Below are 18,145 nucleotides of genomic sequence, written 5' to 3'. Positions count from 1 at the left end.
AGTGCGCAGAGACATGCATAAACAAAAGATTTCTCCCTCAGCGTTCTTTGCGTGCTCGAGAGAGCGCAGCGAACGGGCGGTGAAAAGAACTTAGAACCACAGTATTTTACCGCAGAGTTCGCAGAGAACGCGGAGAACGTCAAATAGGACAGTTTAACTACGATTTACGGCGAATTTCAGCATAAAGAAAAGATTTTCTCAGCGTCCTTTGCGTGCTCGAGAGAGCGCAGCGAACGGGCGGTGAAAAGAAGAGGAAGGCATATTATGAGCAACGGCAAAATCACCCAGGTTATCGGCCCGGTCATCGATGTCGAATTCGAAGCCGGGGAGCTTCCCGAGATCTATTACGCCCTCAAGGTCAGCAATCCCAGCCTCGGCGACGAGCCCTGGAACCTGGTGGCCGAGGTCGCCCAGCATTTGGGGGAAAACACCGTGCGCGCCATCGCCATGGATTCCACCGACGGTCTGGTGCGCGGCCAGGAAGTGCTCAACACCGGCCGCCAGATCAGCGTGCCGGTCGGGCGCGGCACCCTGGGGCGCATCCTCAACGTTATCGGCGAACCGGTGGACGAACAGGGGCCGGTGGAGACCGACACCACCTGGGAGATCCACCGTCCCACCCCCGAATTCGTCGACCAGTCGACCAAGGTCGAAGCGTTTGAAACCGGTATCAAGGTCGTCGATCTGCTCGCGCCCTACGCGCGCGGCGGCAAGATCGGCCTGTTCGGCGGCGCCGGGGTCGGCAAGACCGTGCTGATCATGGAACTGATCCACAACATCGCCAAGAAACACGGTGGCTTTTCGGTTTTCGCCGGGGTCGGCGAGCGTACCCGCGAAGGCAACGACTTGTGGAACGAAATGAAAGAATCCAACGTGTTGGACAAGACCGCTCTGGTCTACGGGCAGATGAACGAACCGCCCGGCGCTCGTGCCCGCGTGGCGCTGTCGGCGCTGACCGTGGCGGAGTACTTCCGCGATCAGGAAAACCAGGACGTGCTGCTGTTCGTTGACAACATCTTCCGCTTTACCCAGGCCGGTTCCGAGGTTTCGGCGCTGCTCGGCCGCATCCCCTCGGCTGTCGGTTATCAGCCGACCCTGTCCACCGAAATGGGCGAGTTGCAGGAGCGTATCACCACCACCAAACACGGCTCCATCACCTCGGTACAGGCCATCTACGTGCCCGCCGACGACCTTACCGACCCGGCGCCGGCCACCACCTTTGCGCATCTCGATGCCACCACGGTTCTTTCGCGACAGATCGCCGAGCTCGGCATCTACCCGGCCGTCGACCCGCTCGACTCCAGCAGCCGGATTCTCGATCCGCAGGTGCTCGGCGAAGAGCATTACCAGGTTGCGCGTGACGTGCAGTATGTGCTGCAGCGCTATAAGGATTTGCAGGACATCATCGCCATTCTGGGGATGGACGAGTTGTCCGAAGAGGACAAGCAGACCGTCTCGCGGGCGCGCAAGATCCAGCGCTTCTTGTCCCAGCCGTTCCACGTGGCGGAGATTTTTACGGGTACGCCGGGCAAATACGTGGAACTGAGCGAGACCATCCGCGGTTTCAAGGAGATCGTTGAAGGCAAGCACGACAGCGTGCCCGAGCAGGCTTTCTACATGGCCGGCGGCATCGACGAAGTACTGGAGAACGCCGCCAAGATGGCGTCGTAAGAGGCCTGATTTAACCGCGGAGATCGCAGAGGCCGCAGAGAAATTCTATAAAAAACTTTTGATTTCTCTGGAAACCAGGAATAAACAGCAGAGCATGCAAAGAGCGCAGAGTTCTTCTTTAAGATTTTTGCCCTAGCTTTTTGCCTCTCTCAGCGTGCTCCGCGTTCTCTGCGGTAAATCGAATTTGAAAAGGATAACCATCCATGGCGCAGAAACTGAAACTGGAGATGGTGACGCCCGCCGCCCAGGTGCTCAGCGAGGAGGTCGACGAGATCGCCGCCCCGGGCAGCCTGGGGCAGTTCGGCGTGCTGCCGGGACATACGCCTTTGCTGACCACCCTGCAGGTGGGGGAATTCAGCTACCGCAAGGGCAGCGATGTCTATTACCTGGCGGTGAACTGGGGGTATGTGGAAGTGGCCGAGGACCGGGTGCTGGTGCTGGTGGAAACCGCCGAAACCCAGGACCATATCGACCTGGCACGGGCCAAAGCGGCCCTGGGACGGGCCGAGGCGCGATTGCGGGAGCTGACCCCGGCGGACAAGGAATACCACAACATGCAGGCGGCCCTGCAGCGCGCCATGGTGCGGATTCAGGTGGCCGGGCGTGGTGGGCGCGGCTGACGGAATCCGCAGCAGGCATCTCTTTGTAATAAGAGAAATTTTAAGGAAATCTAAGTAAGTGCTTATTGCCGACTTTGGATTTTATCGATCGAAGACTGGTTAATGGTTTGAAAGGCGGCTTGTAAAAAGCCGCCTTTATTGTATCCGGTTTGTCGCCAAGGGGATATCATGTCGGGGACGCAGCCCGAAAAACGCATCATCCTGCATCTGGATATGGACGCTTTTTACGCAAGCGTCGAGCAGCTGGATAGTCCGGAGCTGAAAGGACAACCGGTTGTGGTCGGCGGGCATCGTTCGCGTGGGGTGGTGTGCGCCTGTTCCTATGAAGCCAGAACTTTCGGCATTCATTCTGCCATGCCCATGAGCCGTGCACTTCGATTGTGTCCACAGGCCATCGTGCAACCGGTACGGATGGCCAGGTATCAGGAAATCTCACGGCAGGTGTTCGATATATTCGGTCGGTACACAGACCTGGTTGAACCCTTATCGGTGGATGAGGCGTTTCTCGATGTTACCGCCAGTCGACGTCTTTTTGGCGAAGGCTGGGATATTGCCGAAAAAATCCGTCGGGATGTCAGGGATGAACTGGGACTGCCCATCAGTGCGGGTATTGCACCGAATAAATTCCTGGCCAAATTGGCTTCGGAGCAGGCTAAACCGGATGGTGTTTTTCAGGTACCGGAACGGGTGGATGATTTTCTACTGTCATTGCCCCTGAAGCGGCTATGGGGGGTGGGCCCGGTGCTGTTGAAGTCTTTGCAGAAAATGGGGTTGCGGACGGTGGCCGATTTACGCCATATGGATCGTGCTGATATGGAACGGTGCTTCGGGCAGGCCGGTGAGCGGCTTATACAATTGGCGCATGGAGAGGATGAACGACCGGTAGAACCGCAACGCAGCCTCAAATCTATTGGTCATGAGGATACATTTGACCAGGATATTTTTGAACGTGAAACAATGCATGTGGCGCTTCTTGATCTGGTGGAGCGGGTGGCGGCACGTTTAAGAAAGCATGGTCTGATCGGTACAACCCTTACACTCAAGGTGAAATATGCAGATTTTTCGACAGTAACACGTTCCAGAAGTGTTGCGGATGGGATCTGCCATGCCAGGGACATGCTGCACCTGGCGAAGCAACTGCTGGAGAAGACAGAGGCCGGGAAAAAACCGGTGCGCCTGCTTGGCGTCAGCCTGGCCAATTTGATGGATGCAGACAGCGGACAGGGTTTATTGTTCGATGAAGATCGCCGGAACCAGCTGAAAGGTTTGGAACAGGCCATGGATCACGTGCGAGAAAGGTACGGCGAAAAAGGGCTCTGTCGTGCAACCCTGGTAGGACATCGCCGAAGGAGTTTAACGCGGGAGTAACGATTTGACACTGCCGACACAGCGCAAAAGAGCTTCACAGTCATGGATCTCAAGGGTCATGCTGGGTGAGCTTTGCAGATTTTTCATATAATCGAAAAGCAGAGGAAAATCGATGTTCCCCTCCCCTATCGCCAGATGGGCATCGCGATCGCCGCTGTTGTCGTGAATATGCAGATGACGTATCCAGGGTGCAAGAGCCTCAAACCACTGCTCCATGGAACACTTGGCAAACAGGTTCCAGTGTCCGGCATCGAAGCAATGACCCAGCCATGGCGAATCGAGGGTCTTCAATACCGCCGCCAGCGTATCGGGAGTTTCCTCGAAAATATTTTCCAGCACCAGCAGGCACTCCTGGCTTGCAGCCTGTTCCAGAAGGGGCGGTAAAAAGTCCAGGCAGGCATCGATCCAGGGTTGACTCTGGCCACCGTAACGCCAGCGATCAAAGCCGGGATGAAGGACCACCAGTCGAGCCTGAAGGAGTTCGGCAACCTCCAGGGTCTGCATCCAGCGCTGACGCGTCGCTTCCCGAACCAGGGGTTCTATCGCTCCGGGGTTGAGATCCATAAAGGGGGCATGTACCGTCACGCCAAGCCCCTCTTCGGCGAGCTGTTGGCCGGCTCGTTTGACGGCCGGCAGTAACGACGGATCGAGATCGGGCCATTTAAAAGCGAGTTCAGGTTGCAGACGGTGTTTCAGCAGCAGGGGAAAGTGCTGATCCCATTGGCTGAACGGGATATGAACATGCATTGGATCACGCATTGACAGTACCTCCGCAGGCCACCTGTTCGAGCTTGCGGATGGCAGGCGGCTCGCCAAGGGTAATGAGAATATCCTCAGCGTCGATAGTGGTATTGGATTCAGGATTGAACAGCATGGCGCCGCTGCTCTTTTTGATGGCGATAATCATGATGCCCCAGGCGCGGCGGATATCCGATGACACCAGGGATTTATCCACCAGTGTAGAGGTCGGTGCCACGCGGATTTCCTCGAGCTGCAGCTCCAGACTTTCACTGCCGACGGCGATATCGATGAAATCGACCACCGATGGCCTCAGGACCGCCCAGGCCATACGGTTGGCACCGATGCGATAGGGCGAGATTACCTTGGTGGCACCGGCGCGTTTGAGTTTGATTTCCGATCCTTCTTCGACGCTACGGGCCAGAATAAACAGGTCCGGGTTGAGGCCGCGGGCTGTCAGGGTGATGTAAACGTTGGCAGATTCTGAGGTAACGGCCGTGATTAATCCTTTGGCACGCAGGATACCTGCCTGTATCAGGGTGTCATCATCGGTGGCATCGCCTTGGACGAAAAGAATGCCTTCTTTGGCCAGGCTATCACAGATAGCCTGATCACGTTCCACGATGACAAAGGGCACGGGTCTGGAGATGAATTCCTGACTGATAAGCGTCCCGATGCGGCCGTACCCGCAAATGATGTAGTGGCCTTCCATCTGGTTGATGCGTTTTTCCAATTTTCTTCTCCCGAGCATATGCAGGATTTGTCCCTCAACCATCAGTTGCAGGAGGCTCCCGGCAGCATAGGCGATGGTGGCGACACCGAAGACAATGAGGCTTATGGTAAAAATCTTGCCTTCTGTGGAAAGGTCATGTACCTCTTTATAACCGACGGTTGCCAAAGTGATAACCGTCATATAAAGGGAGTCAAGAAAATCCCAGCCTTCTATGAGGATATATCCGGCGGTGCCCAGCCCGATAGCCAGGACCAGAATCAACAGAGAAAAACGCAAGTGACGGACAGGATTCATGTTCTCTCCGGGATCAGAGGTACTGGGATAATAGCTTTCAATGGATAAAAAGGCAAGATACCCGCTATGCCTCGGGTGTGAGATGAACGCAAAATCGTGCTAAGGTGTTATTTACGGTTATTATAAAATGAAATTATTCAACCTGCAGAGGATCTCTCGGCTGTCCGAACGGCCAGCGAGTGGTTTGGCCCGCACGGCAACAGGAGAAGCATGTCGACTATTGTGAAAACCCGTCTTGATGAACCCGTTAGCTGTCATGACGACCTGGTAAAATATCAGCTGCGCAATATAAGGCCGCGCGATCAGTGGGGAGTTGGCGTCGAAGTGGAAAAGCTTGTGGTGGATCGGCAGACCGGTCAAGCCGCGGAATTTTCGCGGATTGAGGCCCTGCTGAGCCACCTCGAAAGCGCTGGCGGATGGCAAGGCCAGCGTGAAGCCGGCCGCCTGATTGCCCTGATGGGGGAATCGTCGTCCGTGACCCTGGAACCGGGCGGGCAGCTTGAATTATCCGGTAAACTCTGTACCGATCTTTGTTGTTGTCAACGGGATCTGTCGCGTCATGTTCGACGAATTGACAGCGCGGCGCGGCCTTTGGGGCTGGCGTTTCTGGGCCTGGGGGTGCATCCCATTACACCTTTGCAGGACATCGACTGGTTGCCCAAGCCGCGATATGCGATTATGCGTGAATATATGTTGCGTACCGGTGACCTCGGCCAGCATATGATGAAACTCAGCGCCGGTTTGCAGGTCAATCTCGATTTTTGCGACGAAGCCGATTGCATGGATAAAATACGCACCGGTCAGTTGCTGGCTCCCCTTTTCTACGCCCTGTTTGCCAACTCACCCTTGATGAACGGAAAACCGTCGGGGTTTCTTTCCACCCGAGGGGAGATCTGGGCGCGCACCGATCCCGATCGATCGGGGATCATTCTGGAACTGTTCCGGCCAGGCGCAGGTTTATCCAGTTATGTCGATTACGCCCTCGATGTACCCATGTATTTTATTCTGCGTCAGGGCCATCTGATCGATCTTACCCGCCGCCGATTTAGCTTTCGGCGTTATCTGAGCGAAGGTTTTGAGGATTTCCGCCCTACCCTTGCCGATTGGGATCTGCATCTATCCACGCTGTTTCCGGAAGTGCGTCTGCGCCCGCAGATCGAACTGCGCAGCGCCGATAGCCTGCCGCCGCACCTGGCCATGGCGGTCGCGGCCTTGGCCAAGGGATTGATGTACGACGACGAGGCGCGTTATCAGGTAGCAAAGCTGCTCGACCCCGGCGACGATGCACAACGCATGGAGGTGTACCGCAATTCCTGGCGTCTGGGTCTTCGAACCCCGTGCGGAAACCACACATTGCGGGAGGTAGCCTGCGAATTGCTCGCGGTTGCCCGTGAAGTATTGCGGCGCGTGGGTCCCAGAGATTGCCCGTGCGGCAGCGAGGCGCGTTTTCTGGATGGTATAGAGGAGGTGGCACACAGTGGCGTGACCCTGGCGGAGCGGTTGCTGCAAGACTGGCAAGGAGCTCCGGAACAACGCCTGGCAGCATTGCTGACCCATTGCGCTTATCCCGAAAACTCCCCCGGGGAGTTCTGTCTTTGACAAATATCTGACCTACCGGTTTCCGTTAGGCCGGAGCACCGGTCAACTGAGGAGGACAATCATGGAACATGAACGTCTGGATCAGAAGCTGGCTCGCGAATCTATCGATACCGTCCGTCTGCTTGCCGCCGACGCGGTCGAAAAGGCGCGCTCCGGGCATCCCGGAACGCCCATGGAAGCCGCTCCCATCGCTTACCTTCTCTATACCCGTCACCTGCGACACAACCCGGACAATCCCGATTGGCCGGGCCGCGACCGGTTTCTTTTGTCCTGCGGGCATGCCTCCATGCTGCTTTACAGTATGCTGCATCTGACGGGTTACGACCTGTCGATGGAGGACCTGAAACAGTTTCGGCAGCTCGATAGTCGTACGCCCGGACATCCGGAATTCGGCCATACGCCCGGCGTGGAAACGACCACAGGGCCACTCGGTCAAGGGGTGGCGGTCGGCGTCGGCATGGCCATGGGCGCACGGCTGCTGGCGGACAAGGTGCATCCGGAATTGTTCGATTACCGCATCTACGCCTTATGTTCCGACGGCGACATGATGGAGGGGGTCGCGGCGGAAGCGGCTTCGCTGGCCGGTCATCTGCAGTTGGGCAACATGATTTATGTCTATCTCGACAATCGTATTACCATCGAGGGCGGCACCGACCTGGCTTTCAGTGATGAAACGGCCAGCCGATTTCTTTCTTACGGCTGGCATGTGCAACATGTCGAAGGTGAAAACCTGACGGAAATCGATGCAGCGCTGGTTTCGGCCCGCAGGGATCCGCGCCCCTCTCTGATCATCGCCCGCACCCATATCGGCATAGGCGCTCCGCACAAGCAGGATACCGCCGAGGCCCACGGCGCGCCGCTGGGAGCGGAAGAGCTGCAATTGACCAAGGAATTTTACGGCCGGGATCCCGACCTCGCCTTCCAGGTTCCCCAATCAGTCGCGCAGCATATGGCGGAGGCCAAACTGCGGGGCAAATATCAGGAACAGACCTGGCAGGAGCACCTGAGGCAAGCCCTTGCCGCCAATCATCCGAACCTCGCAGCCTGGCAACAGGGCCAAGCTGCCGGCATACCGTCCGATTGGCAAGCTGCCCTGCCCTGTTTCAGCGTCGATGACGGTGCTCTGGCAACCCGTCAGGCCAGCGGTCTGACCCTCAATGCGCTGGCAGAAAAAATTCCTTTGCTGGTGGGTGGCTCCGCCGACCTGGCGCCATCCAACAACACGGCACTCAAAAAGGCCGGATCTTTCAGGCCGGGTAAAGCCGACCGGAATATCCATTTCGGTGTACGCGAACATGCCATGGGGGCTATTCTCAACGGTTTGGCCCATACCCCGGGGTTGATTCCTTTCGGCGGCACCTTCCTGGTTTTTTCCGATTACATGCGCCCGCCCATGCGGCTTGCCGCCATGATGGGGCTGGCGCCGATCTACGTTTTCACCCACGATTCCATCGGTTTGGGCGAAGACGGACCCACCCATCAACCGGTCGAGCATCTGGCCGCTTTGCGTGCCATTCCCAACCTTACGGTGATTCGCCCCTGCGACGCCAACGAAACGGTACAGGCCTGGCGTGCAGCCCTGGAAAATCGTCGCGGGCCGACGGCACTGGTGTTGACACGTCAGAAACTGCCGGTGCTCGATCGTCATATGCATGGCGGTGCCGAAAATTTACAGCGCGGCGGCTACGTTCTGGCCCGGGAGCAAAGCACCCTGAGGGTGTTGATTATCGCCAGTGGTTCAGAGGTTCAGATCGCTCTTGAGGCGCGGTCCCTGTTGCAGTCCGAGGGGTACGGCGTCAGGGTGGTCTCCTTGCCCAGCTGGGAACTTTTCGAAACTCAGACGCAAGCTTATCGCGACGAGGTGCTGCCTCCCGGCGACGCGTTACGGGTGGCCGTTGAAGCCGGTATCGGTATGGGGTGGGAGCGCTACCTCGGTCATTCCGGCATGCTGATTTGCATGGACGGTTTTGGCGCCAGTGCTCCCGGTGGCGAGTTGATGAAAAAATTCGGGTTTACCTGCGAGCATCTTGTGAACCGAATAAAAATGCAATTATGACCGCTGTCCGAAAAAAAACCCGCCGGGATGTAAACCTTTTGTCGGTTGATGCGTCTTATCCGACAAAAGACCATTCAAGCGAGGGACCGGATATGGATTACCGGAATACGGCAGCCGTTATAGAGGTGGATGAGGTGCCGGAACAGCTTAGCGAACCGATGACGGACAGCGAATCCCTGTTGCTGGAAAGAATTCGCCAGGGAGACGAGGGTGCCTTTACACAGCTGGTTTCAGGCCATCTGTCCTCGGTGGTCAATCTTGCTTACCGTATGCTGGGGGATCGCCAGGAAGCTGAAGATCTGGCCCAGGAGGCGTTTTTGCGTCTGCACCGTTCCCTGCCCTCTTTTCGCGGGGATTGCCGGATCAAGACCTGGCTTTACAAGGTTGTCTCCAGGCTGGTGATCGACCATATCCGGCGGGAACAGGTACGGCGCCGCATCTTTTTTTTCCGCAAACATGAGGACGATCCCGATCCGGTGGCCAATTTTGCCGATCCTTCGGCATCGCCCAGTGACCAGCTTCTGGGACAGGAAACTCGGCAAAAGTTGTTCAAGGCCATGGAGAAACTCTCCGGACGGCAGCGCGCCGTGTTCGTCTTGCGCCATCAGGAAGGTCTGCCCCTCAAGGAGATCGCCCAGGTGCTGCATTTGAAGGAGGGTACGGTCAAGGCTCATCTGCATCGCGCCGTGCAATGTATACGTCAAGAATTTACCGATCAGGAAGAGGTAACGTCATGAAACGCCAGGCGACTTGCAACGAAAAGGAACTGGTGCTGTTCTATTACGGGGAACTCGATGCTGCCGGGCGGCAGCGTCTGCAGAGCCATCTTGCCGACTGCCCGGCGTGTCGCAGTCGTCTGGATGCACTGCAACGCTCGCTGGATCATTTGTCCATGCCGGGGGTGACCCTGTCCGAAATCGAAAAAACCCGTTTGACTGCGGTTATCACCGAAAAAGCCTCGCAAAGGGCCAAGCCGCAACGCTGGCTGCTGGGGTCGGCCGCAGCGGCGGTGGCGACACTGGCGATAAGCCTGATGATACTGCCAGGCAATTTTGCCAGATGGACAGGGCAACTGCCGCAATCGGAAACCGAGATCGGTATGCTGCAGGATATGGAGTTGTTGCAGAATATCGATTTGCTTGAAAATCTCGATTTGCTGCAGGACTTTGAACGCATCGGCTAGCCCGTCGCAAGACGCATGGCAAGCATGGGGGACGGAATGAACGGAAAATGGTGGAGTTTACTGCTGGCGGGATTGTTTTTGGCTCCTCTGTCGCAGGCTTGGGCCCGGCAGGCCCCGCAGCGGGAACCTGTCTGCGTGTTGGCCGACAACGGACAGCGGTGGCAGGACCTTACACCGGAACAGCGAAAGGAACTGAAGGGTCGCTATCGCCAATACAAGGAATTGACTCCCGAGCAACGGCAACGATTGCAGCAGCGATACGACAAGTATCGCGACCTTACGCCTGAGCAGCGCAAACGCCTTAAACAACGTATGGAGCGCTGGCAGAAACTGCCCGAGGAAAAGCGTCAGGAATTGAAACAGCGCTATCATCGCTACCGTCAATTGCCGCCGGAAAAACAACAGGAACTGCGCAACAAATGGCGGGAACTCAAGAAGCTGCCTCCCGAAGAGCGTCACCGGCGTTACAAAGAGTTGCAACGGTCATACGATAATGATCGTGGTTGACCCCGAAGCCTGATTCACAACAAAGCGCCCTTTCTTTCGTGAAAGGGCGCTTTGTTGTCTGAAAAAGATTCAGGATCTTTTGCCTTGAAGCGGTTGCCGTTCCGGTTTAGCTCTGGGAGGTTATCGGAGCCCGCGGTTTGCGGTGAAGGCGTCTGGAAACAACAAAGCCCCGGTGTGAACCGGGGCTTTGTTGTGAGGTGTCAAGATCTTAACAATTATTTAACCAACGGGAACACCAGCAACTGGCTGTCGCCGTTTTTGCCGAAGACAGAGCCGGGCTGGGTGGCCACCATCAGCACACGTTGCTGATCGAGGGTCAGCCCCTGCAGCGGTAAATCGAGTTCTTCGCCGAGGGTGCCCTTGACGAACATGCCGTCGCGGAACTTGACCACTGCCAACCAGCTTTTGCCGATATTGGGGGTAATGCCGGGCGCCGACATGAAGGACGACTCGGAAGCAACGGTGAGCAGTTCCACGCTGCCGTCGTGATCGAGGTCCACGGCGATCGGCGGTACCTCGAATGAAACCGTATGGGTCTCGGTTTCGCGGGCGTCGGGCTGTTCTTCGAAAATGATGCCGCTCAGGGAACCGCCCATCATTTTGGGCGACTTGTAGCGTTGCTTGGTGCCGGAGTAAACATACAGCAGTCCGTTGCGTATAAAAACAGTTTCGGGCTTGCGGTCGCCGTCGAGGTCGGCCATCAGGCTGCCGCCGACGGTGAATCTGCGGGGCAGCTCAAAGTCCAGATCGCGGGTTTCCAGCTCGCCGTTACGCAGTTGCAGTTCGCGAACGATGGTACCCCAGAAGGATTCGTTATCGAAGGTCTGGGCCAGCAACAGCTCGCGGCGGCCGTCGCCGTCGCGGTCGAAACTGCCCAGACTGTAGGGCAGATGCTTGCCGACGGGAGTGAAGGTCTGGTTTTCATAACGATAGACCGTAGAAGTCAGGCTGTTTTCCTTCCAGGCGGAGACGGCGAGATAGAGTTCTCCTGCGGCAGGTTGCCACCAGTGCAGGGCGAAGACCTGGGGCATGGTCGCCGGCTGGAATTCCGCAACCGGAACCATCTTCTCCCCGGCTTTGTAAAGCTTGATGATCGTGCCGTCGGTAACCGCCATGAGTTGTTCGTTCCGGAAGCGGACAAAATCGGCCATGACCGCGCTAAAGCCGAGGGCGCCGAGAGTCTGAAAGCCGGGCATGCTGATATCGTATTGCACCCCATAAGGGCTTGCGACAGGCCTGGCCGGAGCTTCGAGGCGGTAGGGAGTGGCGGGTGCGACCGGGGCCGCTGCTTGCAATGGTGCCGAAACCGCAGGCTGCAGTTCGGCGGGCAGCGGGTAGGCGCGTACGACTTTGAAGTTGGCATCGCGTACGGTGATGCCGTCGCGCGTGGCGACGACCAGAAGATCTGCGGCCGTTGTGGCAGCGCCTGGCCGGGCCGGTTTTTCGGCCTGGGCAGCAGCGAAATCCTGCCAGTTCAGGGCGGGCAAGGCGGCTTTGAGGGAGCTGAAAAAGCCTTCGGCTTTGCCGGTGTAATCCCAAAAAGCGGCGCGCAAACCGGAGTAACGACGAATACTATCGCCACGCTTGATGGCGCTGTGGCTGGAGATGGCCTTGGTATGGGAAAAACCGTCTTTGATCCGGGTGACCTGCAGCACACCTTTGCTGGTGTCGAGGGTTCCAATGACTTTGCCGGTTACGGGATGGATAATTTTTTCCCCCGCCTGTACCACATTGAAAAGATCCCCTACCACCAGATCTTTGGTGGCATCGAGATCGATGAGATACTCGTCCTGCACCGGCAGCACCACATAGCCCGGCACCGGCTGCAGATCCTTAACCAGGCCTTCCAGGGTCCCGGCTGCGGCTGTGCCGACCATTGCCAGCAGCAATGCCGCCAGCCATACACTTACTTTGGAAATCAAGGCCAAACCTCCTATCAAGCGGTTCCTAAAATGGTTATTTCGATCGCCCGACCGGCATAAAAAAAGGGGCCGGGCAAAACCCGGCCCCAACGTATCACATCAATAGTTAGGAAACAATTAGAACTTGAAGCGCAGACGGGCGTCGGTGCGGAACACGTCGTCGCCGTCGCCACCACCCATGGCTTCCCAGGCATCGCCAGCCACCAGGTAACCGGCGTTGATGTCGGCGGTCAGGCCCTTCATGATGGTGTAGCTGGTGCCAACTACGAACTCATGACCGATTTCGCGATCGCCGAGCAGAGTGGCTTCAGCGGTGTTGTGGTAGAAGTACTTGGCCCAGACCTTGGTTTTGGCGTTCAGCTTGCGGGCGGCGCCAACGTAGAGCAGCGCGTAGCCCTGATCGAAGACATAGGGCGCCTGGCTGAAGGAGTTGTCATCGCAGTAGTTGTCGAAGATGATGACAGAACCGAGGATCGAGGTGGAGATATCGATGACGTCGAAGTTTTCGGCATCGCCATCAAGAGGATCGTCGTCGCCCGAAGCGTACAGACCGCCGAGGGTGAAGGTGTTTTTGCCCATGGCGTAATCGAGCTGGCCATGGAACAGATAGGCATTGCGGTCGCGGGACATGCCCAAGTCGCTGGAGTTCACTTCGCCGGTCAGATAGATGCCGGTGAACAGGGCGGACAGGTTGTTCCATTTGCCCTTGCCGGACAGACCGATCCAGATTTCTTCGTCCTGAACGTCAGAGGCAAGAGAATAAAAGGTACCATCGGTCAAATCGGTGTAACCTACGGCTTCCTCGCCCTGATCCATGTAGACAACGAAGGCATTGAGGCTGTTGCCGTTGTCGAAGGTGTAGGTCAGGTCGGCGGCGTAGGCGTCGTCATAGGCGCTTTTGCGGTCGCCACCAGCGGTGTTGTTGGCGCCGTTCCAGTCGTTGCGGAACCAGCCCAGGCTGTAAGCCCACTGGCCGTCTTTGCGCTTCCATTTGACGCCGCCGGCATTGTCGGTCCACAGCAGGTAGTTGTAACCGACAGGCTGCAGGCCGACGGTCAGGCGGGAAGCCGGGTCGAAGGGAACTTCGATGTCGGTGTAGGCCCAGCGCAGTTCGAATACTTTGTCGTCGCCGCCAAAGTCTGCACCATCGCCGCCGAATTTACAGGAACCGACCTCGAAACCGACCACGCCTTTGACTTTCTTCTCGTCGTCGGATACGACCATGTGGAAGCGGTATTTGATTTCGCCGAAGAAATCGCTGTCATTCTTGGATTTCTTGGTATTCGGAACGGATACTTTTTTCTGTGATGCGACAACAGGAATGCCTGCTACAGATCCGGAACCGAGGTATTTTTCGCTGTCTTTGCTGGTGCGGACCAGGGCATTAGACTGGGTGCTGAAAGAAAAGCGGTTGTTGAGGTCGCCATGCCATTCGACGTTGATAGCCATGGCGGGGACGGCCATGGCCAGGGCGAGCAGAGTCGCCAGGACAATACGCATCTGTTTCACGGTGTTGTTCTCCTTCCATCTGAAAAAAAATTAGTTTGGCGCGGGGATTTTGTCATGCCTCGCGACAAAACACATAAATGGGGCGAAAAGCCACATGCTCTTCGATCCCCGGGTGGTGGAGACAGGCGCCTCTTCAGCATTTTTCTCTAGCGCCTGCCGGTAAAAAAGTCGACAGATGTTCTGGTTTTTCTATGATGAAACACAGGGTATATCGACGTACGGAGTTGCCTGATTCAACTTACATGCCAATCGCTATATAATGTGGCATACAACCAGCTCGCCACCATATAGGAGAAAAAAACGGTTTTAAAGCTGCTGATTTGTTCCCTTTGGTGTTGTGTAAACGCCACAGTGTGTAACGTTATACAACATCAAAGGCGATACCTTTTCACTCATTGGAGGTCTTCTCGGTATCAGCTTGCCGATCGAGAAGGCGCTGGATAGTGTCGGTAATCTCCGTTGCATCGAGACCCAGGGAATCCTGTACAATGCGTCGCGAACCGTCCAGGATCAACACTCTGGGAATAGGATAAACCCGATAGGCACGGTGAACCTGTCCGTCGTCGAGCAGCGCTTCAAATGTCGCGGGGAGTTTTTTTCCCTTCAGGTAGTTGCCAACGGTTGCGGCCGGTTCCTGGATAAAGATATCGATGAGCGGGATCTTGTGATCGTCGAAAAACTGTCGGATGGTCTGCAGTTCGGACAATTGTGCCTTGCAGCCCGGACACCAGGTGGTGCCGATGACGAGAACGACAGGATGCCCTTCAAGGTCCGAGAGCCGAACCGACTTGTCGTTGAGATTGTGCAAGGTGAAATCGGGTGCGATGGTACCGGCGGGAAGCTGACAAAGCGCAGGAGAGGCAAGGCTTGCGATGAAAAATGACGCAATAATGGCGTGTGCCAGTAACTTTTTCATGATTTCCCCTGAATTTTCATTCCATAAAAAGTCAAACACGCGATTATTCGGCCAATGGTAACGATTAGTCAAGGGAAAATTTGACTTATAGGAGACAGTGTTTGGTTTTTTTTGCCGGCGCAGGCTTGTGACCGGTTTGCAGTCGTTGACTTTCCATGGGCAATCAACTACTTTTAGCGCAGATTCAATAGCCTTCAAGTCTGACGATTGCGCGCACTGTCAGGGCCATCCCAGCGTGCGTGCCAGGCTAAAAACCATCAGATCAGGAAGGAAGTCCATATTTGTCGATCTCAACGTTTGATTTCCCCCTCGGCATTCATCCCTGGCCCAGCGAAAAACGTCGTCTGCGGCGGTTTCAGGAGGGGTATACATTCGGCTTGCTGGAGAATTCCAGCGATTCCTACCGCTTTACCGTCATGGCGGGTGCCGACAAAATCGACCGGCTGTTTCACGCTTTTGCCGCGGCCATGCCTGACGAGTGTTTTTTTATTCTGGAATATTATGCCGACGAGGACGAACCTCCCAACGAGGAAAATTCCGAGCCCCTGCTTTATTATTCCCCCTACCTGCCCAAGCAGCAGATTCTCGAGGCGTTAAAGCCTTATTTTTCCCGTCTGGTCCATGACGGTTTTGTCGGGTTCGGTCTGGCCAACAACCAGGTCGGTATGGAGCTGTTTTACTCCGAGGAAAAAGTCATGACCTGTTTTACCTGCAACCATATCCGGGTCATGGATATTTTGGGGGGCTGCGGTCTGCCTTACCAAAGCAGGCAGCTGTTTACCTCCGACCTTGGGCATGACCATCTGTCGTTGCTGTGCTATCGCCCGGAGACCTTGCCGGCGGATCTGGCGACACTTAAGGAGCAGAGTCTCGATTATCTCCATTTTTGCCGGGAGATTACCGAAATACTGGAGATGTATCCGGTAGAGGATGATTTGTCCTTTTTCCTTTCGCAAAAAGAGCAGCAGACGATCGAACAATGCCTGCTTTCGCATCCTGAATTCTGCGGCTTGGCGGAGGAGGACTTCGGTGATCTGCTGCTGAGCTGGAGTGATTTCGTTCAGGAATGTGAAGCCGGCTTTGAAGGTGGACTGGAAGATTACCATGACGGCCTGCGCCTGCGCGATCTGATCCAGTATGTCATTGAAGGTGTCCCTGCGTTGCTGGCTCGTAAGCTCATGGATGTGGTGGCCGAGGCGGACCGGCGTCTGCGCCATAATCTGATCGACTGTCGCAAGCGTCTCGATGCGCCGCGAAACCTTCCCTTGCGCGACGATCGTTTCTGGTATCGCGGCATGGTAAGGAAGCAGGGGGTGGTATTGCGTCGTGATTTAATCCGTCAAGGGTGGTTTCAGCCATGATCGCCATCGTAGCGGCGGTTCCGGATGAAACCTGGATGTTGCGTCGCAGATTGTTCCCCTGTGAAGTCAAGCGTTGCGGGCATCGCGATCTTTATTGCGGCAGCATGTTCGGTCACAAGGTGATAGTGCTCCATACCGGGGTCGGTAAAATCAATGCTGCTTCGGCGGTTACCGCTTTGCTGGAGCACTGCGAGCCTGCGTCGGTGATTGTCACGGGATGTTGCGGGGCCTATCCCGGGCAAGGTCTTGCCAGGGGGGATCTGGTGCTTGCCAGTGAAGAGATCTGTGCGGACGAGGGCGTTTTGACTCCGGACGGTTTTCAGGATTTTCAAACCCTGGGTTTTTCTTTATTGCGCAGTAAGGGCATCGGTATGCGGAATCGATTCAGCGTCGATACCAAACTGCAGGAGATCGCGCGGTCTCATCTTGACCGGTTTGCCCGGGAGTCGGGTTTTGAACTCGGAATCGGGCCGCTGGTGACGGTTTCCACCTGTTCGGGAACCTTGCAGTCCGGACAGGCGATGCAGAAGCGGACCGGCGGCCTGGCGGAAAATATGGAAGGGGCTGCCGTAGCCCAGGTCTGCGGACAGTACAATGTGCCGTTTTTGGAAATACGCGGGGTATCCAATATGGTGGAAGATCGGAATTTGGCAAACTGGGATCTCGACGGCGCTGCCGAAAGAGCACAGCAGGCCCTTATGACGTTGCTGCGCGGTTGGTTTTCGCCGGGTATGCTGGCCTGATGCGTTGCCTTTCCCTGGGGATCTCGCCCTGCCCCAACGACACATCGGTCTTTTTCGGTCTGCTCAGTGGCCAAATCCCCCTGCCCGGCTTGAGGTTGCACCTGCGCATCGAGGATGTGGACACCCTCAACCGGTTGGCATTTGACCGGGTTCTCGATGTAACCAAACTGTCTTTCTATGCCTACGGTCAGCTGCGTCGGGATTACGCGTTGTTGCGAAGCGGAGCCGCCCTGGGGCGAGGTTGCGGACCTCTGGTGGTCGCGCGGGAGAACCTTTCCGGCAGATGCCTGGTCGGCAAGCGCATCGCCGTGCCGGGACACATGACCACGGCCTGTCTGTTGTTGCGGCTTTATGGGATGGAACTGTGCCACTTGGAACCGATGCCGTTTCACGCCATTGCCGCGGCGGTCGCCAGCGGGGCGGTGGATGCCGGGGTGCTTATCCACGAGGCCCGTTTTACCTGTGAAGCTCAAGGCCTGGTCAAGGTGCTCGATCTGGGTAGCTGGTGGCAGACGTTGACCGGGCTGCCCTTGCCTTTGGGGTGTATCGTGGCGCGACGGAGTCTTGGCAGGGCGACTCTGGGACAGATCGAGGATGCCGTGCGGCACAGCATCGATACGCTGCAGGCGATGCCCGATGCCGCGCGCGACTTTATTCGTCGTCACGCCCAGGAAAACGACGATGCCGTTCTCGATGGCCATATCGGTCTCTATGTCAACGAATTCACCCATGATTTAGGGGCTGAGGGCGAGGCCGCCGTAAAGGAGCTCTATGCCAGAGCCGAAGCCGAAGGATTGCTGCCGGCCTGTTCATGCGGCCTGTTCGGGTAAGGGCCTGCGGGCTTCACGGGCAAACCCAGGATTGAGGAAGCAGATACTAGCGGTTTATATAAAAAAAGCGGCCCTGTTCGGGGCCGCTTTTTTTT

16 protein-coding genes are annotated in these 18,145 nt (G+C 56.5%); 11 read left to right on the top strand and 5 right to left on the bottom strand.

Annotation, left to right across the window (positions count from 1 at the left end):
* Nucleotides 1-264 precede the first annotated feature (264 nt).
* The 3 genes from atpD to dinB all read left to right on the top strand — a co-directional run bounded on the left by atpD (nucleotide 265) and on the right by dinB (nucleotide 3,659).
* Complete coding sequence (gene atpD, locus PCAR_RS16920) at nucleotides 265-1,671, top strand: F0F1 ATP synthase subunit beta (protein WP_011342926.1); 1,407 nt, start codon at nucleotides 265-267, stop codon at nucleotides 1,669-1,671.
* Between the two features lie 203 nt (nucleotides 1,672-1,874).
* Complete coding sequence (locus PCAR_RS16915) at nucleotides 1,875-2,291, top strand: F0F1 ATP synthase subunit epsilon (protein ID WP_011342925.1); 417 nt, start codon at nucleotides 1,875-1,877, stop codon at nucleotides 2,289-2,291.
* A gap of 138 nt (nucleotides 2,292-2,429) precedes the next feature.
* Nucleotides 2,430-3,659 (top strand): DNA polymerase IV, encoded by a 1,230-nt coding sequence (gene dinB, locus PCAR_RS16910; protein WP_281047803.1) that lies wholly within the window; start codon nucleotides 2,430-2,432, stop codon nucleotides 3,657-3,659.
* On the opposite strand, the gene PCAR_RS16905 is transcribed toward dinB, so the two are convergent.
* A complete protein-coding gene (locus PCAR_RS16905; RefSeq protein WP_011342923.1) occupies nucleotides 3,645-4,418 on the bottom strand; it encodes a sugar phosphate isomerase/epimerase family protein in 774 nt (257 codons plus the stop codon). The genes dinB and PCAR_RS16905 overlap by 15 nt on opposite strands.
* Nucleotides 4,411-5,424, bottom strand: coding sequence for a potassium channel family protein (locus tag PCAR_RS16900; RefSeq protein ID WP_011342922.1), 1,014 nt, complete (start codon nucleotides 5,422-5,424; stop codon nucleotides 4,411-4,413). The genes PCAR_RS16905 and PCAR_RS16900 overlap by 8 nt, the downstream gene beginning before the upstream one ends.
* Nucleotides 5,425-5,634: 210 nt before the next feature.
* Here PCAR_RS16900 and PCAR_RS16895 point away from each other — a divergent pair, with 210 nt between their 5' ends.
* The 5 genes from PCAR_RS16895 (at nucleotide 5,635) to PCAR_RS16875 (ending at nucleotide 10,769) form a co-directional block, all read left to right on the top strand.
* A complete protein-coding gene (locus PCAR_RS16895) occupies nucleotides 5,635-7,023 on the top strand; it encodes a glutamate--cysteine ligase (protein WP_011342921.1) in 1,389 nt (462 codons plus the stop codon).
* A gap of 61 nt (nucleotides 7,024-7,084) precedes the next feature.
* Nucleotides 7,085-9,079: a transketolase gene (gene tkt, locus PCAR_RS16890; RefSeq protein ID WP_011342920.1), complete on the top strand. Its 1,995-nt coding sequence runs from the start codon at nucleotides 7,085-7,087 to the stop codon at nucleotides 9,077-9,079.
* A 92-nt stretch (nucleotides 9,080-9,171) separates the two neighbouring features.
* Nucleotides 9,172-9,816, top strand: a complete 645-nt coding sequence (locus tag PCAR_RS16885; RefSeq protein WP_011342919.1) for an RNA polymerase sigma factor — start codon at nucleotides 9,172-9,174, stop codon at nucleotides 9,814-9,816.
* Entirely contained in the window at nucleotides 9,813-10,262 is a 450-nt protein-coding gene (locus PCAR_RS16880) for an anti-sigma factor family protein (protein WP_011342918.1), read from the top strand. Before PCAR_RS16885 ends, PCAR_RS16880 begins: the two co-directional genes overlap by 4 nt.
* Before the next feature lie 36 nt (nucleotides 10,263-10,298).
* A complete protein-coding gene (locus tag PCAR_RS16875; protein WP_011342917.1) occupies nucleotides 10,299-10,769 on the top strand; it encodes a DUF3106 domain-containing protein in 471 nt (156 codons plus the stop codon).
* 215 nt (nucleotides 10,770-10,984) lie between these two features.
* Here PCAR_RS16875 and PCAR_RS16865 read toward each other — a convergent pair whose 3' ends face one another.
* From PCAR_RS16865 to PCAR_RS18200, 3 genes are all read right to left on the bottom strand, one after another.
* Complete coding sequence (locus PCAR_RS16865) at nucleotides 10,985-12,691, bottom strand: hypothetical protein (RefSeq protein ID WP_041531438.1); 1,707 nt, start codon at nucleotides 12,689-12,691, stop codon at nucleotides 10,985-10,987.
* A gap of 117 nt (nucleotides 12,692-12,808) precedes the next feature.
* Complete coding sequence (locus PCAR_RS16860) at nucleotides 12,809-14,191, bottom strand: histidine kinase (RefSeq protein ID WP_148204445.1); 1,383 nt, start codon at nucleotides 14,189-14,191, stop codon at nucleotides 12,809-12,811.
* A 397-nt stretch (nucleotides 14,192-14,588) separates the two neighbouring features.
* Nucleotides 14,589-15,116: a peroxiredoxin family protein gene (locus tag PCAR_RS18200; RefSeq protein ID WP_011342914.1), complete on the bottom strand. Its 528-nt coding sequence runs from the start codon at nucleotides 15,114-15,116 to the stop codon at nucleotides 14,589-14,591.
* A gap of 281 nt (nucleotides 15,117-15,397) precedes the next feature.
* Between PCAR_RS18200 and PCAR_RS16850 the strand changes: the two genes are divergently transcribed.
* From PCAR_RS16850 to PCAR_RS16840, 3 genes are read left to right on the top strand one after another with little or no spacing between them, the layout of a single operon-like run.
* The gene (locus PCAR_RS16850; protein ID WP_011342913.1) at nucleotides 15,398-16,477 is read left to right on the top strand and encodes a hypothetical protein; all 1,080 of its coding nucleotides are present in this window, start codon (nucleotides 15,398-15,400) and stop codon (nucleotides 16,475-16,477) included.
* Nucleotides 16,474-17,220: a futalosine hydrolase gene (mqnB, locus tag PCAR_RS16845; protein ID WP_011342912.1), complete on the top strand. Its 747-nt coding sequence runs from the start codon at nucleotides 16,474-16,476 to the stop codon at nucleotides 17,218-17,220. The genes PCAR_RS16850 and mqnB overlap by 4 nt, the downstream gene beginning before the upstream one ends.
* Entirely contained in the window at nucleotides 17,220-18,050 is an 831-nt protein-coding gene (locus PCAR_RS16840; RefSeq protein WP_011342911.1) for a 1,4-dihydroxy-6-naphthoate synthase, read from the top strand. The genes mqnB and PCAR_RS16840 overlap by 1 nt, the downstream gene beginning before the upstream one ends.
* The last annotated feature ends 95 nt before the right edge of the window (nucleotides 18,051-18,145 follow it).

This window comes from Syntrophotalea carbinolica DSM 2380, assembly GCF_000012885.1.
GTDB classification, from domain to species: domain Bacteria; phylum Desulfobacterota; class Desulfuromonadia; order Desulfuromonadales; family Syntrophotaleaceae; genus Syntrophotalea; species Syntrophotalea carbinolica.
Note: the sequence above shows the minus strand (reverse complement) of the source record. Positions and strands in the feature narration are given on the sequence as shown.

What these genes read in the sequence shown, in the direction of transcription:
- atpD (WP_011342926.1), top strand. Translation starts at nt 265, where the DNA reads ATGAGCAACGGCAAAATCACCCAGGTTATCGGCCCGGTCATCGATGTC.
- PCAR_RS16915 (WP_011342925.1), top strand. Translation starts at nt 1,875, where the DNA reads ATGGCGCAGAAACTGAAACTGGAGATGGTGACGCCCGCCGCCCAGGTG.
- PCAR_RS16905 (WP_011342923.1), bottom strand. Translation starts at nt 4,418, where the DNA reads ATGCGTGATCCAATGCATGTTCATATCCCGTTCAGCCAATGGGATCAG.
- PCAR_RS16900 (WP_011342922.1), bottom strand. Translation starts at nt 5,424, where the DNA reads ATGAATCCTGTCCGTCACTTGCGTTTTTCTCTGTTGATTCTGGTCCTG.
- PCAR_RS16895 (WP_011342921.1), top strand. Translation starts at nt 5,635, where the DNA reads ATGTCGACTATTGTGAAAACCCGTCTTGATGAACCCGTTAGCTGTCAT.
- tkt (WP_011342920.1), top strand. Translation starts at nt 7,085, where the DNA reads ATGGAACATGAACGTCTGGATCAGAAGCTGGCTCGCGAATCTATCGAT.
- PCAR_RS16885 (WP_011342919.1), top strand. Translation starts at nt 9,172, where the DNA reads ATGGATTACCGGAATACGGCAGCCGTTATAGAGGTGGATGAGGTGCCG.
- PCAR_RS16880 (WP_011342918.1), top strand. Translation starts at nt 9,813, where the DNA reads ATGAAACGCCAGGCGACTTGCAACGAAAAGGAACTGGTGCTGTTCTAT.
- PCAR_RS16875 (WP_011342917.1), top strand. Translation starts at nt 10,299, where the DNA reads ATGAACGGAAAATGGTGGAGTTTACTGCTGGCGGGATTGTTTTTGGCT.
- PCAR_RS16860 (WP_148204445.1), bottom strand. Translation starts at nt 14,191, where the DNA reads ATGCGTATTGTCCTGGCGACTCTGCTCGCCCTGGCCATGGCCGTCCCC.
- PCAR_RS18200 (WP_011342914.1), bottom strand. Translation starts at nt 15,116, where the DNA reads ATGAAAAAGTTACTGGCACACGCCATTATTGCGTCATTTTTCATCGCA.
- mqnB (WP_011342912.1), top strand. Translation starts at nt 16,474, where the DNA reads ATGATCGCCATCGTAGCGGCGGTTCCGGATGAAACCTGGATGTTGCGT.
- PCAR_RS16840 (WP_011342911.1), top strand. Translation starts at nt 17,220, where the DNA reads ATGCGTTGCCTTTCCCTGGGGATCTCGCCCTGCCCCAACGACACATCG.